This window comes from Neorhizobium sp. NPDC001467 (genome assembly GCF_050275975.1).
GTDB lineage: Bacteria > Pseudomonadota > Alphaproteobacteria > Rhizobiales > Rhizobiaceae > Neorhizobium.
Genome location: NZ_JBNNPS010000005.1, coordinates 115,429 through 130,794 on the forward strand (window position 1 = coordinate 115,429; position 15,366 = coordinate 130,794).

The window sequence follows — 15,366 nt, forward strand, 5'->3', positions numbered from 1 at the left end:
CGCGCTGCCATGACGCCCGCTGAACGCCCCTTGAGGATCATTCATTGCTTCAGGTCACCGGTGGGCGGCATTTTCCGCCACGTCCGCGATCTGGTGGAAGAACACCGGGCGGCCGGTCACGAGGTCGGAATTCTCTGCGACAGTTCGACCGGCGGCGCGCACGAGGAGCGCCTGTTCGAAGCGATCAGGCCACTGCTTTCCCTCGGTCTCATCCGTATTCCGATCCGGCGGTCCGTTGCGCCTTCGGATATCAGTGCGCTTTATAAAAGCTACATGCACATCAAAAGTTTGCAGCCGGATGTTCTGCACGGCCACGGCGCCAAGGGTGGCGTTCTGGCACGGCTCATCGGCTCAGCCCTGCGGGTAAACAGGTATCGCGTAGCCCGCCTCTATTCGCCCCATGGGGGCAGCCTGCATTACGACCGGTCGAAGCTGTCCGGCCGGCTGGTACTGGGGCTGGAACGCTTTCAGGAGCGTTTCACCGACAGTCTCGTCTTTGTCTGCGAATTCGAGCGCCGGGCCTATGAAGCCAAGGTCGGACCGATCAGCACGCGTGCACAGGTCATCTACAACGGCGTGCGCGACAGCGAATTTGGCCCGGTCACACCGGCGGAGGACTATGCCGATTTCCTCTATATCGGCATGCTGCGCGACCTTAAAGGGCCGGACAAGTTCATCGACGCGTTTGGTCGAACCGAGCGCGCCATCGGCCGGCCCCTGTCCGCCGTCATGGTCGGTGACGGGCCCGACCGCGATCGCTATTTCCGGATGATGGCCGAACGCGGCCTCGGTCGCCGCATCCGCATGCTGGAAGCCATGCCGGCGCGGCAGGCTTTCGCACTCGCGCGCAATGTTGTCGTCCCCTCGCGCGCCGAAGCCATGCCTTATATCGTCATTGAAGCACTGGCGGCCCAAAAGCCGGTGATCGCGACCCGCGTCGGCGGCATTCCCGAAATTCTCGGAAGCGAAAGCGCGGCGCTTGCTACGCCGGGGGACGCCGCCGATCTTGCGCATGTGATGGTCGACGTGATGACCAATCCGACTTGGCGCGATGACGTGATGCCGGCGCCAGATGCCTTCAAAGCGGTGTTTTCCGCCTCCACGATGGCCGGGCAGATGCTGGCGCTCTATCGTGAGCTTGGGGGTCGCACCGGCAATCTCTAAACGATTTCTTACCGAATGTTGTGATACATCCTTTGCCAACGAGGACGAGATCGCACCTGATGAGCAAGCTCGAAGGACAGGAGCAATTCGATATCGAGGCGCTGCGCCGTCGGGTTTCGGATAGCGTTGGCTCCGCCCCGGACCCGGAGCGGCCCGTGGAACTCAATCCGCTTGCCCGCCAGATTGCCGAACAGTTCCGCGACGACAATTATTCGCCGGCCATGCTGATCGGTCAGTACCGGCTGGCGGAATTTCTGCTGATGCTGGCGGTCGGTCTGTCCGTTGAACTCTTCTTCGGACCGACGGAGCGTTCGCTCGCCCTGCGCTTTTGCGGGATCGGAGCCGGGGCCGTCCTGACGGTCCTTATGCTCCAATTGTCGGACACCTACCAGATTCCGAGCATTCGCGCCCCTGGTCGAACGCGTCTGCGGCTCCTCGGCAGCTGGGTGATCGGCGTTTGCATCAGTGCCGCGCTTCTCTGGATCGCCGATGGCGGGCCGACCGTTGCCGGGCTGATCGCCTGGATGGTCGGTGGTGCCGTCCTCCTCCTGCTGGAGCGCTTCCTGATCGCCTTCGGCATCCGCAACTGGTCGCGCAACGGCATCATGGAACGGCGCGCCGTCATCGTCGGCGGGGGGCAGCCTGCCCGGGATCTTGCGCGCGCGCTGGAACGCCAACCCGACAACGATATCCGCATCTGCGGCATTTTCGATGACCGCGGCAGCGATCGTTCGCCCGAAGTGGTTGCCGGCTATCCCAAGCTTGGCACCTTTGCCGAACTGGTGGAGTTTTCACGGCTGGCCCGCATCGATATGCTGATCATCGCCCTGCCGCCGACGGCGGAGGATCGCATTCTGCAGCTGATCCGCAAGCTCTGGGTTCTGCCGGTGGATATCCGGCTGGCGGCCCATGCCAACCGCCTGCGCTTTCGCCCGCGCGCCTATAGCCATGTCGGCACCGTTCCGATGTTCGACATTTTCGACAAGCCGATCCGGGACTGGGATTCGGTTGCCAAGCGCGTCTTCGACATCTTCTTCTCGGTTCTGGCGATCGTCTTTCTCTGGCCGGTCATGCTCGGCGTAGCGCTCGCGGTGAAGATGACCTCGCCGGGCCCGGTTCTGTTCGTGCAGAAACGCCACGGCTTCAACAACGAGATCATCAGCGTCCTTAAGTTTCGCTCGATGTACACGCATTTGAGCGATCCGACCGCCAGGCTGGCCGTCACCAAGGGCGATCCGCGCGTAACCCCGGTCGGGCGGTTCATTCGCAAATCCTCGCTCGATGAGTTGCCGCAATTCTTCAATGTCCTGCGTGGCGATCTTTCGCTGGTCGGCCCCCGTCCGCATGCCGTTCAGGCGCAGACCGGCAACCGCAAATATGTCGACGTGGTCGAGAGCTATTTCGCCCGCCACCGCGTCAAGCCCGGGGTGACGGGCTGGGCACAGATCAACGGCCTGCGCGGCGAAATCGACACCGACGACAAGATCCGCGCCCGCATCACCTATGATCTCGACTATATCGAGAACTGGTCGATCCTGCTCGACCTGAAAATCCTGTTTTTGACACCGATCCGCCTTCTCAACACGGATAATGCCTATTGAGCGCGATCGTCGACGGCCCGCCACGCCCCCTGCGCCCCCAGCTGGCCGCCCTGCGGATCTGCGGCTCGGCCATGGTTGCGCTCGGGGTGTTCCTGTCCGGTTTCGTCATTTCCGAACCGGCCCCTTACGAGCTGGTCATGGCGGCACAGATCCCTCTATGGTTCCTGCTGGGGCTTAAAATCTCGCGGACCGTCGCGCCGCTGCTGATCCTGCTGCTTCTGTTCAATATCGGCGGCATGTTTTCGCTCACCGTCATGCAGGACATGTCGGGCGGCCCGATGTATGTCGCCGTGTCGCTGTTTCTGGCGCTGAGCGCGGTGTTTTATGCGGCAATCGTCGAGGACGATCATAAGCGGCTGTCGCTGATCTTCCAGGCCTGGGTTGCGGCCGCCGTGATTACATCGATCCTGGGCATTATCGGCTATTTCCACGCCCTGCCCGGTTTCGAGGTCTTCACGCTCTACGATCGCGCGAAGGGCGCTTTCCAGGACCCGAATGTCTTCGGACCCTATCTCGTACCCCCTGCCCTTTACCTGATCTGGCGCCTGCTGACCGGCCGCGCCGCCGGCGCGCCGCTGGCGATTGCAGGACTGCTGGTCCTGTCTCTCGGCGTGCTCCTGTCGTTCTCCCGTGCCGCATGGGCGCTGTTTGCCTTTTCCGCCATCGCCATCGTCGCCATCATGCTCCTGAAGGAGCGAACGGGGGCTTTCCGCCTGAAGATCCTGTCGCTCTCGATTGCCGCGATCCTGGTGATGACGCTCGGCCTGGCCGCCGCCATGCAGTCGAAAAAGGTGCACGACCTGTTCGAAAGCCGTGCGAAACTGGTGCAGGACTATGACGGTGCGCGGCTCGGACGCTTCGAGCGCCACAAGATGGGCTTCCTGATGTCGATGGAGCATCCCCTGGGCCTCGGCCCGATGGTGCTCGGCAAGATGTTCGGCGAAGACGAACACAATATCTGGCTGAAATCGCTGACGACCTACGGCTGGCTGGGCTTCGTCTGCTACATCGTGCTCATCTGGTGGACGCTCATCATTGGCTTCCGCAGCCTGCTGCGCAACCGCCCATGGCAACCCTATCTGATGATCGCCTGGGTCATGCTGGCCGGCCATGCCCTGATCGGCAATGTCATCGATATCGACCATTGGCGGCACGTCTACCTGCTGTTCGGCATCATCTGGGGCTGCGCCGCGCTGGAACGCCGTTACCAGAGCGACCTGAGGCGTCTCAGGATAGCAGACCGGGAGAAGGGTCTGGAGCGCGCAGCGCCCGAGGGGACGGCTGCCGCCCGCCCGCTGCTGGACTGCTGAAGGCGCACTGGTCCGGTCTTGACTTCGCCTCTGCGGCCTCCAGATGTCGTGTCATGATAACACCATCACAACTGCGCGCCGGGCGCGCCATGGCCGGTCTGACGATCGACGATCTTGCTGCTTCGACCGGCCTTTCCCCGGAAGATATCGACGCCGCCGAAAACTCGGAAACGCTGGCCGACGCGCTCATGGCCAGCCGGCTGCAATCCGCGCTGGAAAGCCGCGGGATCGTGTTTCTCGCGACCGGGCAGGACGATGCGTCTGTCGGTCCGGGTCTGCGCCTGCGGACCGGTTCTATCGATGAGGGTCTGCGCCCAGAACGACTGAATGCTACCAATGACGACTGAACGCTGAGCGTTTCTGGAACATTTCTTCGCGATCCGCGTTGGCAGCGGCTTTTGGCGTGGCGGATGTCGCGCCGCTGCGACGCATCGATACTCAGGGAGTTATATATCATGGCCCGCAACAACGGTCTCTACCTCATCATCGGCGCGCTCGTTGTCGCCGTCATCGGACTGGGCGCCTATGTCATCAACGAGGAGAGCAAGCCGAAAGGCGTCGAACTGAGCATCGGACAGGACGGCGTGAAGGTCGAGGAGAACTGAGTTTCGCGACGGGCATGGCGGTGTTACAGCCCTCGATGGGCTGGGCCAATCTTCTCAAGAGGCGATGCGCGGCATGTCCGTAGCCGCGCAGTCAGGGGAACATCATGAGCGCAGATCCATCTGGACTATCCAACCAGACCAGCCCCGTTGGTAAGGTCTGGAACGTCAGCGATTTTGCCAGACGCTACCGGCTGGAGGCGAAGGAAGAGGAACGGCTTGTCGCGTTGCTCGGCGCCGTCGCCTCGGAACATGAACTGCTGAAGAACGCGAGCCGGGCAGCAGTTTACGCCTGAACTCTCTGCAATCTCCGACATTTGCTCTTGCGCCCACCGCGGCGAGCATTTATGGAGGTTCTGCTTCGCAAGGGGCAGGTCGGAATGTAGCGCAGCCCGGTAGCGCACTTGACTGGGGGTCAAGGGGTCGTGGGTTCGAATCCCGCCATTCCGACCATTTCTCCCCCTCATCTTCTTCTCTTCGCGCGATTGTCGCTTCACGCCTTGCGCCGCCGGTCCCTGGACGTGCGGCGCGACGATTTCTCCTCCCTGACATCCGTTATCGCAGCCGGCCGCTTTGCCGATTGCCTTTGAACCGTAATCCAGTTGATGCACGACCCACACCTTTCTTCCACGCAAAAAGGGCGGGAATGACCCGCCCTTTAATAATTTGCTTGCCGATGCGATCAGCAGGAGGTTCCGGCCGTGCCTGCACCCGGATTGGTGCTGCCCGCATTGTTCTGCGTGGACTGGGCTGCGCCCTGCGTGCCGCCCGGAGCGCCACAATTCGACTGGGAACTGCCGGGGGTATTGCCCTGGTTCGAACCCGATGCACCGCCGGCGGCGTTGCCACCACCATTGTTGCTGCCGCTGCCGGAATTCGCGCTGCTGCTATTGCTGCCGTCGCCACCGCTGCCGCCGCTGGCACCCTGTGCCATTGCCGAGGTTGCGAGGCCAAGCGAAAGAGCTGCGACAGTAAGAAGCTTGATCATTGGGTGTTCCTTTTTCGTGGTTCTCTTGCCCGCCTGATCACTCAACACATGAAACGCCTGAGAGTTCCATGTCGTACGATAACGTACGGTTGAAAAAAGCATTTAATACTTCCGGAGACTGGGGCGCTCGCAGCATCAGGCGCACCTTCAGCCATCAGGCACCGAAAACGCAAACGGCCCGCCTGAGAGCGGGCCGTTGCTCATATCCTGGCGCAACGCATCAGTAGGGCGAGTAGCACTGCTGGCGGGGGCCGTTATACGGCTGGAACGTGTTGTCGTAGGCGCGGTACGAACGGTAGCGGTTGGCGCACCAACGGGTATGGGCGCTGGCGTTCGAATAGCGCGGTGCCGGCGCGTAGCGTGGCTGCGAGGCAATCGCCCCGCCAACGATCGCACCGAGTGCCAGGCCGCCGATCACCGCGCCCGCATTGTTGCGATGATGACGGCGGTAGTAGCGGTCGGAATAGTAGCGGCGACGATCCCAGTTACGACCCCGATCCCAGTTACGACCCCGGTCCCAGCCGCGGCCGCGATCCCAGTGACGGCCACCATGACGCCAGTAACGTTCCGAACGCAGCGTCTGGACAGTTTGTACATCGGCCGACCGCTCGATCTTCGGCGCTGATGCAACAGACGGGAATGCCTGTGCCGGAGCAACACCCATGAATGCTGTTGCAACGGACAGGGCGATGATCGCGAGTTTTTTCATTTTCATCTTCCTCACCTAGCTTTCTGATGAGGATATGGTTGCGTTTCGGCGATGAACCAGCGGTGAACGGACAAATAATCGTGTATGTGGCTGAGGGAACCATTCACGACACCGAGCTTCGCTACGGGGTCTCTCGTGTCGATCAACGTACCTGATCGAGCAACCGCTTGCATTCCAGCAGGTCGAAAAGCGCTTCCTGCAAGAGCGCCCGGTCTTCCTTGCCGACGGAACTCTTGCCCACGGAAATTTCCGGCGCGTCGTCGCCACCACCGCCAAAGCCGAAGAACCGGCCCGACGGCTTCGCCTTCGGGCGGCCGACGATCTGGTCCTCGTCCGGGTTCGCCACCCGCGGCTCGGCAGCCTGCTTCTCGCTGTTGGCCGCCATGATCGCTTCCATCGTGGCAAGGTCGCCCGAAGCGATCGCGGCAACGAACTTGTTGCCGTTGGTCTTCAGAAGTTTCTGAACGCCCTTGATCGTATAACCATGGTCATAAAGCAGGTGTCTGATGCCCTTGAGCAGATCGATGTCGTCCGGGCGGTAATACCGGCGCCCACCGCCGCGTTTCATCGGCTTGATCTGCGGAAAACGGGTCTCCCAGAAACGCAGGACGTGCTGCGGCAGGTCCAGATCGTCCGCAACTTCGCTGATGGTGCGAAAAGCATCAGGGCTCTTGTCCAAGGGCGGGTCTCCTGCGCGTGCCGGCCATGCCGTGGCGACATCGCCGACGATTCACAATTCGTCGCATATCAACGGTTCGGCTGCCCGGTTTCAAGCACCCGCTCGCGTTTGCCACAGGAGATGCGAAAGATCATGCCGCCGGATTGGCAGGCTTCTGCTTGCTCTTGCGCTGGGTGTGCGCCTTGAGGATCCGCTGCTTGAGCACGTTCGATGCCTTGAAGGTCATCACCCGGCGCGGCGAGATCGGCACTTCCTCGCCTGTCTTCGGGTTGCGGCCGATACGCTCGTTCTTGGCACGCACCTGAAAAGTCGCAAACGACGACAGCTTGACCATTTCGCCGCGTACGATGGCGTTGCAGATTTCGTCGATGACGGTTTCGACAAGTTCAGCGGATTCCGTCCGAGAAAGCCCGACCTTGCGGAAAACCGATTCCGCCAAGTCTGCTCGCGTCACTGTCTTACCGGCCATGACCCCCGCCCATCAGAATTATCGTTATCAAAGCAGAAGGGAGCTTATGTTTCTTGGCGGCGGCGGTCAAGCGTCTGCTTCCATTCGCTTATCCGGCGCAGAGCCGCGAACCGCTCCCCGACACTTTTGGGCAGATAGGGCAGGTTTCGCCGATTACCAGCGCACCAGAAGCGCACCCCAGGTGAATCCACCGCCCATGGCTTCCAGCATGACGAGATCACCCTGCTTGATGCGGCCATCGCCGGCGGCAACGGACAAGGCAAGCGGAATGGATGCCGCGGACGTGTTGCCATGCATGTCGACCGTGACGACGACCTTTTCGCCCGGAATGCCGAGTTTCTTGGCGGAGCCATCGATGATGCGGCGGTTGGCCTGATGCGGCACCAGCCAGTCGAGCGTTTCCGCCGTCGTGCCGGTCGCCTCGAAGGCGGCTTCGATGACGTCGGTGATCATGCCGACCGCATATTTGAAGACTTCGCGACCTTCCATGCGCAGATGGCCGACCGTGCCGGTCGAAGACGGGCCGCCGTCCACGTAAAGCTTGTCCTTGTGCGAACCGTCGGAACGCAGATGCGCGGTCAGCACGCCGCGGTCGGCAATCGCTCCCTCGCCTTCCTGCGCTTCGAGCACCAGAGCGCCGGCGCCGTCTCCGAACAGCACGCAGGTGGTGCGGTCGTTCCAGTCGAGAATACGCGAGAATGTTTCCGCACCGATGACCAGCGCTCGCTTGGCAAGGCCAGCGCGCAGATGGGCGTCCGCTGTCGCCATGGCGTAGACGAAGCCCGTACAGACGGCCTGAACGTCAAACGCATAGCCTTTAGTCATGCCCAGCCGATGCTGGATGTTGACGGCGGTCGCCGGAAACGTGTTGTCGGGAGTGGACGTGGCGACGATAACCAGATCGATATCGTCCGCCGTCAGACCGGCGCGCTCAAGCGCCGCCCGGGCCGCAGCCTCGCCTAGCGAAGCCGTCGTCTCGCCCTCGCCGGCGATGTAGCGCTGCCTGATGCCGGTGCGCTGGACGATCCATTCGTCCGACGTCTCGACCATGCCTTCCAATTCGGCATTGCTGACAACCCGTTTCGGAAGCGCTGCCCCGAAACCCCGTACCACTGAACGGATCATACTATTTGTCCTGTCCTCACGCCGCTTCTTCGGGGCCCTGATTGGGCTCGTGATTGGCGTGGTATGTTTTCAAGTCATGCGCGATCTTTTCGTTCAGCGCATTGCGAACCATGTCGTAACCAACGTCGATTGCCGCGGCATACCCTTCCGCGTCGGTGCCGCCGTGACTTTTGATGACGATGCCGTTGAGACCGAGAAAGACGCCGCCATTGACCTTGCGCGGATCCATCTTCTCACGCAGGCGGTCAAACGCGCCCTTGGCGAACAGGTAGCCGATCTTGGCAAGCAGCGTACGCGACATGGCGGCGCGTAGAAGCTCGGCGATCTGCCGTGCCGTGCCCTCGGCGGTCTTGAGCGCGATATTGCCGGTAAAGCCCTCGGTGACGACGACATCGACCGTGCCCTTGCCGATATCGTTGCCCTCGACGAAACCGTGATAATCGATGGTTGCGAAATTGGCCTCTCGAATCAGGCGACCCGCTTCCTTGACCTCTTCCTGACCCTTCACTTCCTCGACGCCGACATTGAGAAGGCCGACGGTCGGACGCTCGATCTCGAACAGCGCCCGCGCCATGGCGCCACCCATGACGGAGAAATCGAGAAGCTGCTGGGCATCGGCGCCGATGGTGGCACCGATATCGAGGACGATGCTTTCGCCGCGCAGCGTCGGCCAGATGCCGGCAATGGCCGGACGATCGACACCATCGAGCATGCGCAGGCACAGTTTCGCCATCGCCATCAGCGCGCCGGTATTGCCTGCCGAAACCGCGACATCGGCCTCGCCGATCTTTACCGCATCGATGGCCCGCCACATGCTGGAGACGTTGCGACCGCGGCGAAGCGCTGCGGACGGCTTCTCGTCCATGCCGACGGCGACCTCACAGTGATGAAAGACCGATTTTTCGCGCAGTTTCGGATAGTGGGCGAGCAGCGGCTCGCAGGCATCCTTCTGGCCGAAGATCAGAAACGTCGCATCGGGATGACGCTCAAGCGCCTTGGCGGCGCCTGGGATGACGACCGCGGGGCCAGCATCGCCACCCATGGCATCGATAGAGATTCTGATCACGCTTGTTCTTTTCCTTCTGTTTCGCCGCAGGCGAAATCGCGGCCAAAATAATGCTTTTCGGACCGCATACAACTCAATTATGACGAAAGCGAAACGCTATTGCCCGCTTTTCCAGTCTTTCAGGGCGGCAAAAGGCGACGGACGCTTGGCTGCCTCCTCGTCCCCCATCTCGATATGATCGGCAAATTCCGCCCCGGGCTTGCGCGGATAGGGGTCGATGGCGAGCGCCACGAACTCGCTGATGATCGGCCCGACGTCGAGCGTGTCACCGCTGAAGGTCTCGGGCAGATCCGGCCCATCCGGATCAAGCACCATCTCGGCGGTCGTGCCGGTTGCGATGCGAGCCAGCTTTGAACCTTCCGGCACGAAAATCTGCTCGAATTCCTCGTCGATCCTGGTCTCGATCGGCTCGAGCGTCACGACACAGGTCTGCGTCAGCCGGGCCGAAACCGTGCCCTTGACGCGAATACCGTCCCGCTTCCATCGGTTGATCTGCAAATCGGCGGAAAGAGCCTCGACCGATTCGATCTTCCATGCCGCGGCCAGGTCCGTCCGTTCGCGCGCATCGGCCTCGACATGCACAGAAACGGCATTGGTCGACACGTGGCCGACCTTGACACCATAGGAAAACGGCGGTTTCTCATCCTGGATATGGTTCTGCATCATGCCTCGCTTCCCGGCCTGCGCAGCTGCGCCTGGCCGCGGGAAATACTGTCTTCGTCGATTGCACCAAGATCGGCGTCCGCCTTCGTCATCCAGCGCGCCAGATCATGAAGGGCCGGTCTGCCCTCGTGCTTTTCAGGGTATATATTCCGTCCGAGCGCCTGCGCCAATGCCGCTTCGTCTTTTGCGTCGAGCGCGGCGGCGTAGGCTTCCAGCCGCCCGTAGAACATGCCGGCCATTTTCTTCATGCGCTTGGGCACGCCGTGGTCGCCGACGCCGAGTTCGCGGATTGAATGATCGATATCCTGGAAGAAGGCATCGACGATTTCCTGCGCGATCTCCTGACCGCTGCGCGACGAGGAGCGGGTGCGGCGAAAATACAGGATCATCACGATCGACAGCATTTCGAACCGGCCCATGACCGTGTCGGGCATGCCGAGATCGGTATAGAACCGCGGCTCGCGCGCTATCGCCGTCAGCGTCGCATATTGCCGGTCGACGATCACGCGGTTCTGGTTCTTTGCGCCGAACAGACCGAAAAACATGAGAAATCCCGTCAAACACTGCCAGCAAAAGCGCCCCTGCGAACGGCGGCTTGTTGCATGCAAACGAAAGCTGGTTTACCGAAGCAGGCACGAATTGCAACGCCGTTCAGCGGAACGCGGCAAAGCGACGCCTCCACAGGCCGCGATCGGTCATCTTTATGGTCCCGTTCGCGGAATAGCCACAATGCTGTGTGCAGAGGTTTGCCGGTTTGCGGCGAGGTGGAAGACATGAGGACTGGTGTGACGAAGCGCGTTTATGGGCCTGACATGAAACTGATGAACAAGACCGCAATCGCGCTGGTTATCGCAACGCTCGGCCTTTCCGGCTGCACCACCGGTATCGGCGATACGATCTACAGCGGCTACGTTGTCGACAAGCAGGCGCTGGACCTCATTCCGGTTGGCTCCAGCCGCGAGCAGGTCATTCTGAGCATGGGTACGCCTTCGACCACCGCGACCTTCGACAACGAAGTCTTCTACTACATCTCGCAGGTGCGTCGGCGCAGCGCCGCCTTCATGAAGCCGAGGCTGGTCGACCAGACTGTGGTTGCCGTCTATTTCAGCAAGGACGGCGTCGTTGAACGCCGCGCCAGCTACACGTTGCAGGATGGCAAGGTTTTCGACACGATCTCGCGCACCACGCCCACCGGCGGCAAGGATCTGACCTTCCTGCAGCAGCTTCTTTCGGGTGGTTCCGGCCCGGGCGCCGCTGCCGCCGCGGCCCGCAGCATGTTCCAGCAGGCACAGCCGTAAGGCAGCCGGTCATTCAACCAGAAGCCCGCGAAACCGGTCGGTCTCGCGGGCTTTTTGTTGGTATCGATGTGCGGGCTAATGAGCGAGGATCGCCAGCAGTAGCAGCGCTACGATATTGGTGATCTTGATGGCCGGGTTGACCGCAGGACCTGCCGTATCCTTGTATGGGTCACCGACCGTATCGCCGGTCACGGAAGCCTTGTGGGCATCAGACCCTTTCAGGTGCCGCTGACCATCCTTATCGACGAAACCGTCTTCGAAACTCTTCTTGGCATTGTCCCAGGCACCGCCGCCCGACGTCATCGAGATCGCCACGAACAGGCCGTTGACGATGACGCCCAGCAGGGACGCGCCAAGGGCCGCGAAAGCCGAGGCCTTGGATCCCGAGATCAGCAACACGCCGAAATAGACGATGACCGGCGCCAGAACCGGCAGGAGCGACGGCAGGATCATTTCGCGGATGGCGGCCCGCGTCAGCAGATCGACCGCGCGGCTGTAATCCGGCTTTTCGGTGCCCTGCATGATCCCGGGCTTTTCCCTGAACTGGCGACGGACCTCCTCGACAATCGATCCTGCCGCCTTGCCCACGGCCGTCATGGCAATGCCACCGAACAGGTAGGGAATGAGACCGCCAAAGATGAGACCAGCGACGACGTAAGGATTGGACAGGCTGAAGGAAATGTCGCCGATGCCTTCGAAATACGGATACTGGGCGGCATTGGCCGCGAAATACTGCAGGTCGTTGGCGTAAGCCGCAAACAGCACGAGCGCGCCAAGGCCAGCAGAGCCAATGGCATAACCCTTGGTGACGGCCTTGGTGGTATTGCCGACCGCATCGAGCGCATCGGTGGCTTTACGCACTTCCGGCGGCAGGCCGGACATTTCGGCGATACCGCCGGCATTATCCGTGACCGGACCGAAAGCGTCGAGCGCGACGATCATGCCGGCCAGGCCGAGCATGGTGGTGACGGCTATGCCGGTGCCGAACAGGCCTGCGAACTGATAGGTGGCGATAATGCCCGCGCAGATGACGACGGCCGGCAATGCGGTCGATTCCAGCGATACGGCCAGACCCTGGATGACGTTGGTGCCATGGCCGGTGACGGACGCCTGCGAAATGGAGTTGACCGGCCGCTTGTTGGTACCGGTATAATATTCGGTAATGACGACGATGAGCGCCGTGACGATGAGGCCGATAAGGCCGCAGACGAACAGGTTGCCGCCGGTGATCTCGATACCGGCGACGGTACCGATCGATCCCCAGCCGATGGTAAACGTGGTTGCCGCAGCAAGGCCCACGACCGAAAGAAGACCGGTTGCGATCAGACCCTTGTAGAGCGCGCCCATGATCGAACCGTTGGCGCCAAGACGCACGAAGAAGGTGCCGACAATGGAGGTCAGGATGCAGACGGCGCAGATGGCCAGCGGATACAGCATGGCGACGGCAAGCATCGGCGTGCCGGCAAAGAAGATCGCCGCCAGAACCATGGTGGCGACGACGGTAACCGCATAGGTCTCGAACAGGTCGGCGGCCATGCCTGCGCAATCGCCGACATTGTCGCCGACATTATCGGCAATGGTCGCCGGGTTACGCGGGTCGTCCTCGGGAATACCGGCCTCGACCTTGCCCACCAGATCACCGCCGACATCGGCGCCCTTGGTGAAGATACCGCCGCCGAGACGGGCGAAGATGGAGATCAGTGAAGCGCCGAAACCAAGCGATACAAGGGCATCGATGACCGCGCGCGAACCGGGCTCATAGCCCAGAGCGCCCGTCAGGATCGCGAAATAGATGGAGACGCCAAGAAGCGCCAGGCCCGCAACCAGCAGGCCGGTGATGGCGCCCGACTTGAAGGCGATATCCAGGCCGGCGGCAAGGCTTACCGATGATGCCTGCGCGGTGCGGACATTGGCGCGAACCGACACATGCATGCCGATAAAGCCCGCCAGTCCGGACAGAACCGCGCCAATGACGAAGCCGAACGCAGCAAGGCCCGACAGAAGCAGCCAGACGGCGACCGTAACGATGGCGCCGACAATGCCGATCGTGACATACTGGCGGGTGAGATAGGCTTGCGCGCCTTCGCGGATAAAGGATGCGATTTCCTGCATGCGGGCATTGCCCTGATCCGCGGAAAGAACCGATCGCGTCGCCCAGACGGCGTAGACGATCGACAGAAGTCCGCAGACGATTACCCCTGTAAGCACTGTCATTCGTTTTTCCTCTCCAAAAAACGCAACGCCAAAAATGCATTAGGTACGGGCCTCACAAGGCCGGGCGCCGAAACCCTCCCCTCCCAAGGACGGTGATGCGGCGCGAAAGCGAGATTGCGGCGCGCGCGATGGTGCGTCAAGTCCCGCCTGGCAACCGTCGGCGACTGTACGCTGGCGGTAGGCCAGCATGCGCTGACGTTGATGATTGTCGGGATTATGGAGGCAGCGGGCTTATGCGACAGACCGGCTACGCTGCAGGCGCAGGAGATTGAGCACCAGAAACAGGCAGACAAGCGCCACCGGCCAGATGACGAGGTTCATCACTGACCAGCCATAGGCGCTGAAAACCTTGCCGGAGGAGAAGGAAGAGGCCGCGACGCAGGCGAACAGGACGATATCGTGAAAACCCTGTACCTTGTCGGCTTCCGCCGGGCGGTAACTGGAGGCGACAATGGCGGTTGCACCGATGAAACCGAAATTCCAGCCGACACCGAGGAGCACCAAAGCACCCCAGAAGTTCCACAGTTCGATACCCGCATGCGCGACAACGGCGCAGGCCATGAGGATAAGGAGGCCAGATATGACCAGCTTTTCAGCCCCGAAACGGGTGATCAACATGCCGGTGAAAAAGCTCGGCGCGAACATGGCAAGCACATGCCACTGGATGCCGAGCGTCGCCATTTCGGTGGGGAAACCACAGCCGATGACCATGGCGAGCGGTGCGCCGATCATCACGAAACTCATCAGCGAATAGGTGCCGATACCGCAGATCATGCCGGTGAGGAAGCGCGGCGTGGCGACGATCTGCCGCAGAGGACGTGCCGGTTCGGCTTGGCCAGCAGCGGCGGAGGGCTTTGGAAGTTTCAGGAAAAGCAGGATGCAGATCGAGAGAATCGCCAGCGGCACGATGGCGAGAAACGTTCCGGCGAATGTGAAGGGCTGGAAAAGATCCTTTGCCCAGATGGCAAGCTGCGGGCCGATCACAGCGGAGATCACCCCGGCCCCGAGAATCCACGAAATCGCTTTCGCCTTGAAGAACGATGGCGAGGCATCGGCGGCCGCAAACCGGATTTTCTGGGTAAAGCCGCTGCAGGTGCCGATCAGGGTCAGGGCTGCGGCAAAAAGCCAGAAATCGCCGCGAAACAGGGCGATGGTGGCGAGCGCACCACCGAGAGCGCCAATGACAGCGCCGAGCATGAAGGCTTGCGGACGGCCCAGCATCCGCGCAAGAAACGCAATCAGCACCGCGCCAAGCAGCGTGCCGACATTGAAGCCGGTGACCGGCAGCGTCGCCAGCGATTTGTCGAGGCTGAGGAGCTGATAACCGGCAAGCGAGCCGATCGAGATGGTGAGCGGCGCGACCGAGCCCAGAATGGCCTGCGCGCCCGAAAAGATGAGAACATTGCGTCTGGCGGTTTTCAACGGACCTTCGAGGTCTTGTGAATGACCGGTTGCTCCAGACGCATCCATTATCTTCT

General features: G+C 61.5%; 17 protein-coding genes and 1 tRNA gene. 8 read left to right on the plus strand and 10 right to left on the minus strand.

From position 1 onward, the window contains the following. Positions 1-9 precede the first annotated feature (9 nt). The 7 genes from ACQKKX_RS12455 (at position 10) to ACQKKX_RS12485 (ending at position 5,130) form a co-directional block, all read left to right on the plus strand. Entirely contained in the window at positions 10-1,164 is a 1,155-nt protein-coding gene (locus tag ACQKKX_RS12455; RefSeq protein ID WP_427571009.1) for a glycosyltransferase family 4 protein, read from the plus strand. Positions 1,165-1,223: 59 nt separating this feature from the next. Then, positions 1,224-2,765 (plus strand): undecaprenyl-phosphate glucose phosphotransferase, encoded by a 1,542-nt coding sequence (locus ACQKKX_RS12460; protein WP_427571010.1) that lies wholly within the window; start codon positions 1,224-1,226, stop codon positions 2,763-2,765. Further along, complete coding sequence (locus ACQKKX_RS12465; protein ID WP_427571011.1) at positions 2,762-4,075, plus strand: O-antigen ligase family protein; 1,314 nt, start codon at positions 2,762-2,764, stop codon at positions 4,073-4,075. Before ACQKKX_RS12460 ends, ACQKKX_RS12465 begins: the two co-directional genes overlap by 4 nt. Positions 4,076-4,128: 53 nt before the next feature. Then, positions 4,129-4,422 (plus strand): helix-turn-helix domain-containing protein, encoded by a 294-nt coding sequence (locus ACQKKX_RS12470; protein ID WP_427571012.1) that lies wholly within the window; start codon positions 4,129-4,131, stop codon positions 4,420-4,422. Between the two features lie 108 nt (positions 4,423-4,530). Next, positions 4,531-4,680, plus strand: coding sequence for a hypothetical protein (locus tag ACQKKX_RS12475; RefSeq protein WP_427571013.1), 150 nt, complete (start codon positions 4,531-4,533; stop codon positions 4,678-4,680). Between the two features lie 104 nt (positions 4,681-4,784). Beyond that, positions 4,785-4,973 (plus strand): hypothetical protein, encoded by a 189-nt coding sequence (locus ACQKKX_RS12480; protein ID WP_427571014.1) that lies wholly within the window; start codon positions 4,785-4,787, stop codon positions 4,971-4,973. Positions 4,974-5,053: 80 nt separating this feature from the next. After that, positions 5,054-5,130: transfer RNA gene (locus ACQKKX_RS12485), tRNA-Pro, on the plus strand. Between the two features lie 229 nt (positions 5,131-5,359). On the opposite strand, the gene ACQKKX_RS12490 is transcribed toward ACQKKX_RS12485, so the two are convergent. The 8 genes from ACQKKX_RS12490 to ACQKKX_RS12525 form a co-directional block, all read right to left on the minus strand. Continuing rightward, positions 5,360-5,665 carry a hypothetical protein gene (locus ACQKKX_RS12490; protein ID WP_427571015.1) on the minus strand — a complete coding sequence of 102 codons (306 nt, stop codon included), beginning with the start codon at positions 5,663-5,665 and terminating at the stop codon, positions 5,360-5,362. A gap of 220 nt (positions 5,666-5,885) precedes the next feature. Beyond that, positions 5,886-6,374 carry a BA14K family protein gene (locus ACQKKX_RS12495; protein WP_427571016.1) on the minus strand — a complete coding sequence of 163 codons (489 nt, stop codon included), beginning with the start codon at positions 6,372-6,374 and terminating at the stop codon, positions 5,886-5,888. Positions 6,375-6,516: 142 nt separating this feature from the next. Then, positions 6,517-7,053 (minus strand): MerR family transcriptional regulator, encoded by a 537-nt coding sequence (locus ACQKKX_RS12500; protein WP_427571017.1) that lies wholly within the window; start codon positions 7,051-7,053, stop codon positions 6,517-6,519. 130 nt (positions 7,054-7,183) lie between these two features. Next, on the minus strand, positions 7,184-7,522 hold the full coding sequence (locus tag ACQKKX_RS12505) for an integration host factor subunit alpha (protein ID WP_427571018.1): 339 nt from the start codon (positions 7,520-7,522) through the stop codon (positions 7,184-7,186). A 153-nt stretch (positions 7,523-7,675) separates the two neighbouring features. After that, entirely contained in the window at positions 7,676-8,647 is a 972-nt protein-coding gene (locus ACQKKX_RS12510; RefSeq protein ID WP_427571019.1) for a beta-ketoacyl-ACP synthase III, read from the minus strand. Positions 8,648-8,663: 16 nt separating this feature from the next. Next, positions 8,664-9,713, minus strand: a complete 1,050-nt coding sequence (gene plsX, locus ACQKKX_RS12515) for a phosphate acyltransferase PlsX (RefSeq protein ID WP_427571020.1) — start codon at positions 9,711-9,713, stop codon at positions 8,664-8,666. 96 nt (positions 9,714-9,809) lie between these two features. Next, a complete protein-coding gene (locus ACQKKX_RS12520) occupies positions 9,810-10,376 on the minus strand; it encodes a YceD family protein (protein WP_427571190.1) in 567 nt (188 codons plus the stop codon). Then, the gene (locus tag ACQKKX_RS12525) at positions 10,376-10,921 is read right to left on the minus strand and encodes a ubiquinol-cytochrome C chaperone family protein (RefSeq protein WP_427571021.1); all 546 of its coding nucleotides are present in this window, start codon (positions 10,919-10,921) and stop codon (positions 10,376-10,378) included. Before ACQKKX_RS12525 ends, ACQKKX_RS12520 begins: the two co-directional genes overlap by 1 nt. Positions 10,922-11,188: 267 nt before the next feature. Here ACQKKX_RS12525 and ACQKKX_RS12530 point away from each other — a divergent pair, with 267 nt between their 5' ends. Continuing rightward, the gene (locus ACQKKX_RS12530; protein ID WP_427571191.1) at positions 11,189-11,674 is read left to right on the plus strand and encodes an outer membrane protein assembly factor BamE; all 486 of its coding nucleotides are present in this window, start codon (positions 11,189-11,191) and stop codon (positions 11,672-11,674) included. 75 nt (positions 11,675-11,749) lie between these two features. Here ACQKKX_RS12530 and ACQKKX_RS12535 read toward each other — a convergent pair whose 3' ends face one another. Continuing rightward, positions 11,750-13,888 carry a sodium-translocating pyrophosphatase gene (locus tag ACQKKX_RS12535; protein ID WP_427571022.1) on the minus strand — a complete coding sequence of 713 codons (2,139 nt, stop codon included), beginning with the start codon at positions 13,886-13,888 and terminating at the stop codon, positions 11,750-11,752. Between the two features lie 231 nt (positions 13,889-14,119). After that, the gene (locus ACQKKX_RS12540) at positions 14,120-15,358 is read right to left on the minus strand and encodes an MFS transporter (RefSeq protein ID WP_427571023.1); all 1,239 of its coding nucleotides are present in this window, start codon (positions 15,356-15,358) and stop codon (positions 14,120-14,122) included. Positions 15,359-15,366: the final 8 nt, after the last annotated feature.

Coding starts and splice junctions, on each gene's coding strand:
- ACQKKX_RS12495 (WP_427571016.1), bottom strand. CDS start 6,374: ATGAAAAAACTCGCGATCATCGCCCTGTCCGTTGCAACAGCATTCATG.
- ACQKKX_RS12460 (WP_427571010.1), top strand. CDS start 1,224: ATGAGCAAGCTCGAAGGACAGGAGCAATTCGATATCGAGGCGCTGCGC.
- ACQKKX_RS12535 (WP_427571022.1), bottom strand. CDS start 13,888: ATGACAGTGCTTACAGGGGTAATCGTCTGCGGACTTCTGTCGATCGTC.
- ACQKKX_RS12470 (WP_427571012.1), top strand. CDS start 4,129: ATGATAACACCATCACAACTGCGCGCCGGGCGCGCCATGGCCGGTCTG.
- ACQKKX_RS12540 (WP_427571023.1), bottom strand. CDS start 15,358: ATGGATGCGTCTGGAGCAACCGGTCATTCACAAGACCTCGAAGGTCCG.
- ACQKKX_RS12505 (WP_427571018.1), bottom strand. CDS start 7,522: ATGGCCGGTAAGACAGTGACGCGAGCAGACTTGGCGGAATCGGTTTTC.
- ACQKKX_RS12455 (WP_427571009.1), top strand. CDS start 10: ATGACGCCCGCTGAACGCCCCTTGAGGATCATTCATTGCTTCAGGTCA.
- ACQKKX_RS12480 (WP_427571014.1), top strand. CDS start 4,785: ATGAGCGCAGATCCATCTGGACTATCCAACCAGACCAGCCCCGTTGGT.
- ACQKKX_RS12520 (WP_427571190.1), bottom strand. CDS start 10,376: ATGCAGAACCATATCCAGGATGAGAAACCGCCGTTTTCCTATGGTGTC.
- ACQKKX_RS12490 (WP_427571015.1), bottom strand. CDS start 5,665: ATGATCAAGCTTCTTACTGTCGCAGCTCTTTCGCTTGGCCTCGCAACC.
- ACQKKX_RS12525 (WP_427571021.1), bottom strand. CDS start 10,921: ATGTTTTTCGGTCTGTTCGGCGCAAAGAACCAGAACCGCGTGATCGTC.
- ACQKKX_RS12530 (WP_427571191.1), top strand. CDS start 11,189: ATGAAACTGATGAACAAGACCGCAATCGCGCTGGTTATCGCAACGCTC.
- ACQKKX_RS12475 (WP_427571013.1), top strand. CDS start 4,531: ATGGCCCGCAACAACGGTCTCTACCTCATCATCGGCGCGCTCGTTGTC.
- ACQKKX_RS12510 (WP_427571019.1), bottom strand. CDS start 8,647: ATGATCCGTTCAGTGGTACGGGGTTTCGGGGCAGCGCTTCCGAAACGG.